6 protein-coding genes are annotated in these 4,300 nt (G+C 66.7%); 1 reads left to right on the top strand and 5 read right to left on the bottom strand.

All coding sequences use genetic code 11. The features are described from left to right. Positions 1-368 precede the first annotated feature (368 nt). Genes QTH97_RS36625 through QTH97_RS36610 form a run of 4 tightly spaced genes read right to left on the bottom strand, consistent with a single transcriptional unit; the run spans position 369 to position 3,290 of the window. Positions 369-767 carry a hypothetical protein gene (locus QTH97_RS36625; protein WP_286573674.1) on the bottom strand — a complete coding sequence of 133 codons (399 nt, stop codon included), beginning with the start codon at positions 765-767 and terminating at the stop codon, positions 369-371. Continuing rightward, a complete protein-coding gene (locus tag QTH97_RS36620) occupies positions 764-1,741 on the bottom strand; it encodes a formylglycine-generating enzyme family protein (protein WP_286573673.1) in 978 nt (325 codons plus the stop codon). Before QTH97_RS36620 ends, QTH97_RS36625 begins: the two co-directional genes overlap by 4 nt. A gap of 8 nt (positions 1,742-1,749) precedes the next feature. Next, positions 1,750-2,499 carry a hypothetical protein gene (locus QTH97_RS36615; protein ID WP_286573672.1) on the bottom strand — a complete coding sequence of 250 codons (750 nt, stop codon included), beginning with the start codon at positions 2,497-2,499 and terminating at the stop codon, positions 1,750-1,752. Further along, positions 2,496-3,290: a DUF3313 domain-containing protein gene (locus tag QTH97_RS36610; RefSeq protein ID WP_286573671.1), complete on the bottom strand. Its 795-nt coding sequence runs from the start codon at positions 3,288-3,290 to the stop codon at positions 2,496-2,498. Before QTH97_RS36610 ends, QTH97_RS36615 begins: the two co-directional genes overlap by 4 nt. Before the next feature lie 268 nt (positions 3,291-3,558). Between QTH97_RS36610 and QTH97_RS36605 the strand changes: the two genes are divergently transcribed. Further along, positions 3,559-3,816, top strand: coding sequence for a hypothetical protein (locus QTH97_RS36605; RefSeq protein WP_286573670.1), 258 nt, complete (start codon positions 3,559-3,561; stop codon positions 3,814-3,816). Positions 3,817-3,856: 40 nt separating this feature from the next. On the opposite strand, the gene QTH97_RS36600 is transcribed toward QTH97_RS36605, so the two are convergent. Continuing rightward, positions 3,857-4,300, bottom strand: a 444-nt coding sequence (locus QTH97_RS36600; RefSeq protein ID WP_286573668.1) for a response regulator transcription factor, incomplete at its 5' end; no start/stop codon positions are given.

Genomic DNA, 4,300 nt, shown 5'->3' with positions numbered 1-4,300 from the left:
GCCGCTCGCCAGCAACGCTTCCGCCGAGGCATAGGTCGCGGTCTTCAGTCCGGCGGCCATCAGCAACCGCTCGATGGCCTGGCGCATGCTGTCGTCGTCGTCCACCACGAGAACCACACGGGTCGGGATCGATGTCATTGGGAAGAGGCATCGCGCCGGTGACCACGCCGTCGCGAGAAGTGCGGTGGGAGCATGTTCATGCGCGACTCCTTCTCTCCGGTGGATGTGAGTGCCGAAGCTTGCGTTGCCGGATGGCCCGGTCGGCGAGGCAGCGTTCAGTCTGGGTTCATCATTGCGCGTCGGCGTGCGAAAGGTAACTGGGTCGAAGGGCAGATCCATTGCCCGAAAGGGAAGCAGAGCCCTTCTCTTCACGTGTCGGTGCGCGCTGCATGGAGGAGGAGCGCCGCCACGACCGCATGCAGGACCACCGCCGGCCACAGGAGAAAACCTGCCGGCGGATGGGCCAAGCCGACCCAGGCGAGGTACAGCGCGATCAAGGCGTTGTAGATCAGCATCGCGCGGGACGCCTTCATGGTGCCTTGCAGGCCGCGTCCGCCCGGCCAGCAGGCCCAGCCGAGGGCGATCAGCGCAATGCCGCAGACGCGGCCGAGCGCCAGCGACGCGCCCTCGACCTCGACGCCGAACAGCCCCCGGATGACGAGGGCCGGCACCAGGAGCGAGGCCAGGCCGGTGACGCCTTCGACGACCGCGGCAAAGGCGAGGATTCGCCCGAGTCGGGCCGGGACTGCGTCGTTCGCCAGGGTCATGGCCGTGCCGGAAGACGCACGATGCATCGGAAGCCAAGGTGCGAGGTCGAGGTGTCCACCGGCTGCGGCATCCGGGCGGCCGGCCGGTAGCGCCTGCAGTAGTTGGGCGCACAGAGGTGCGACCCGCCCTTCATGACCTTGCGCGGGATCGGGATCTCCGGCATGCCGGGATCGAAGCTCTGCTCCTTCGCGGCGCCGCGCGGGTTCACCGGGATGCAGCAGGCCTTGAGCTTCTCGTCCGGATGCCGCGGCGAATACCAGGTCTGCGTCCACTCCCAGACGTTGCCGATCATGTCGTGCAGGCCGTAGCCGTTGGGTGCGAAGCTGCGCACCGGCGACGTGCCCGCGAAGCCGTCCTCTGCCAGGTTCTGCCACGGGAACTCGCCCTGCCACGTGTTGGCCTGATGGATGCCGCCCGGCGCGAGTTCGCTGCCCCAGGCGTATTCAGCGTCCTCAAGCCCGCCGCGCGCGGCGAACTCCCACTCGGCTTCCGTCGCGATCTCCTTGCCGGCCCACTTCGCATAGGCCTCGACATCGCTCCAGGCCACATGCACCACGGGATGGTCGTCCTTGCCGGCAATGCTGCTACCGGCCCCTTGCGGCTGCCGCCAGTTGGCATCGGCAACGAAGCGCCACCACTGCAAGTGGTCACGCAGGCTCACGCGTCCCGGCGGTGCGACGAACACCGACGAGGCGGCCCTGAGCATCTCGGGCAGCGCGCCGGGGTAGTCCTTGGGATCAGGCGCGAGTTCGCAGAAGGTCACATGGCCGGTGGCGTCGACGAAGGCCCTGAACTGCGCGTTGGTGACCGGCGTGGCATCCATCCAGAAGCCGTCGACCGTCACGCGGTGCGACGGCTTCTCCTCGGGGTAGTGGTGGTCCGAGCCCATGCGGAAGGTACCGCCCGGGATCCACAGCATGCCCGGATGCGGCGCCTGGACGACATCGATCGATGTGAAAGTTTCGGTCGTCATGCTTGCGTTCAGAACTTGAATCCGGCGCCGAAGTAGAAGCCGCCCATGGCCACCTTGTTGAGCATTGCATCGTCGCGCCTGTAATCCAGGTAGCGATAACCGAGCTTGAATGAGGTGACCGGGGAGTATTGGTAGCTGGCGCCGGCGATCGCCTGCCAGCTCGAACTCGAGCCGCCTTCCCCGACGTCGAGGTAGCCCAGCAGCGACCATTTGTCGCCGACCGGGACGATCGCGCGCACGCCGATGACGCCGTCGGTCGAGCCCACCTTCTCCTCCTTGCTCCCCCCAAGGCCGCGCAGGCTGGGCGCGAAGTCGACATTGGTCTTGGCATCGACATAGCGCACGCCGCCCAGCACATCGAGCGCCACCGGGCTGTCGACCACGCGGTAGAAGCCGGCCAGCGTCGTGATGGTCTGCTCGAACTTGACGTTGTAGCCGCCCAGCAGACCGCCGGCCAACTGGTTCGACACGCCCAGCTTCACGTATTGCACGTCGAGCCACCCGCCCCACGGGCCCTTGCGGGCTTCGAGAGTGCCCATGGCCCCGAAGTCCAGCGCCTCCAGGATGCCCTTGGAGCTCACCGACAGCGTGTTGCCAGGAAAAGGACCCAGCTTCAGATCGGAACGGATGCCTGCCAGCCAGAGGTAGGGAATGAATTCGAACTGCCACTCGTTGGCGGCAGGCAGGGTGGTCTGCGCCGATGCGGACAGGCAGCCCGTCGCGGCGGCGAGACTGCAGATGGCGGTCAGCGCTTTCATTGCGGGGACTGGGCGCGCAGTTCGGCGAATCGCCGGGCGAAGGCGGCCGACCATTTGTTGAAGGCGTCCTGCGCGTAGCTCCAACTGGTGAAGGAGCTCACGTAGCCGTTCATCCAGGCCTCCGCCGCGGTGGTCGCCCCCTTGTTGAGGTCGGCCGCGTACTTGAGCCCGATCTGGGTGTCCGCGCATTCGGCCAGCACCGCGCCCGAGGCGCCGTCGCGGAACTGCGCCTCGAGGCCGGTCTTGCCCAGGTAGGGCGTCGACCCGACGGGGCGCCCCGTGGCCGCCCCAGAGCCTATCTCGGCGACGAAGCCGTAAGGCACGGCGGTGCCGGCCATGCTCTCCAGCGTGTTCGTCGGCACCAGCGAGGTCAGCGCAAGCCTGACCCGCAGCACGCCCGGGCCGGCTACGTTGACGACCTGCACACCGGGCGACACGCTCTTGACCATCGCACTGTGGAAGTAGTCGACGAGCGTCTTGAGGTCGCTGGGGTCGATCGGGCTCTGCTCCGTGGCCGGCGTGACGTAAACCTGGATGCGCTCGAACATCACTTTGTCGTAGCTCTTCCAGTTGACTCCGGCCTGCCGCCAGCACAGGAACCCGCCGTTGGCGGCCTGGACCTTCAGCTTGCCGGGCTCCGTCAGAAAGCCGACGTTGGAGACCTTGGCCAAGTGGTCGGACGCGGTGATGCCGGCGTTGCCCGATCCGGGCGTCGCACAGCCCGTGAGGAGAAGGGCAACCGCCCCTGCGATGCAGGCGCTGAGCGGGATTCGGCGGTAGTGCGATGTCATCGAGATCCTTCGTCGCGGGCGATGGGGCGACGCGCTCTCACGATCGTCGCCGTGGAGCTGATGAAGAACCATCAGGTGGAGGGGCAATTCACTTGCCCGAAAGGGCAGATTGGCCCTTCGCGCGCAGGGACACCTGCAAGGCGCGCAGGTGGCGCCAAAGCGCATGAAACGACTGTCGGAGCGTGCGCCGCTGCAATCAAGCAGAATCAACGAGCTCGCCTGATCCGGCGGCACAGCACTCTCGCTTTCAATTGAAGGGCTTGGTGAAATGGCAAACAGTGATGAGCTTGAGCGCGAGAAAGAGCGCTTCGACGACTTCAGCGTTCGCGTGGCGCGGCGGCGCCTCGAGACCAGGGCGGCCGTCCTCGGCGTCCTCGAGTCTTTGCAGACTGCTTTCGAGCGTTACCCGGATTCACAGCGGTTCGAGGTTTCCCATTGCCGACAGGTGAGCGTTGCGATCCAGGGGTTGCGCGAATTGCTGGAACCCGTCGAGCCACCTCAAAATCCGCGCACCGCACCAGGCTGAACGTGCCTGCATTCGCGCCCGAGCTTCTCCTGCGGGTCAGCTAGCCGCCCGTGTCTGCAGGCCACTGCGCGGCCCGTGGAGTGCTTCGGCTCAGTTTCTCGGCAAGGGCCCCGAGCTCGGCCGCCGAGTCCACGCCCAGCTTGACCATCAGGTGTGCGCGCTGCGTCTTGATCGTGCGTTCGCTGCTGCCGAGTTCGTCGGCAATCTGCTTGTTGAGCTTGCCTGCGACGATGCGATCGAAGACCTCTCTTTCGCGCGTCGACAGCGTGGCGAACAGCGCGCGAAGCCGCGTGGCCTCCTGACGGACTTCCCGCTGGGCAGCGTCGCGAGCAAGCGCCCGCCCGAGTGCCGCGAGCAAGGCGTCGCGCTGGACCGGCTTCTCCAGAAAGTCGACCGCCCCGCCCTTCAGTGCCTGCACGGTGGAGGGAACGTCCGCATGTCCCGTCAGGAAGACGATCGGCAGCGGGATGCCGTTTTCCTCCAG

It is taken from the genome of Variovorax gracilis (genome assembly GCF_030317115.1).
Classification (GTDB): Bacteria; Pseudomonadota; Gammaproteobacteria; order Burkholderiales; family Burkholderiaceae_C; genus Variovorax; species Variovorax gracilis.
This window is presented reverse-complemented; position numbering and strand designations above follow the sequence as displayed.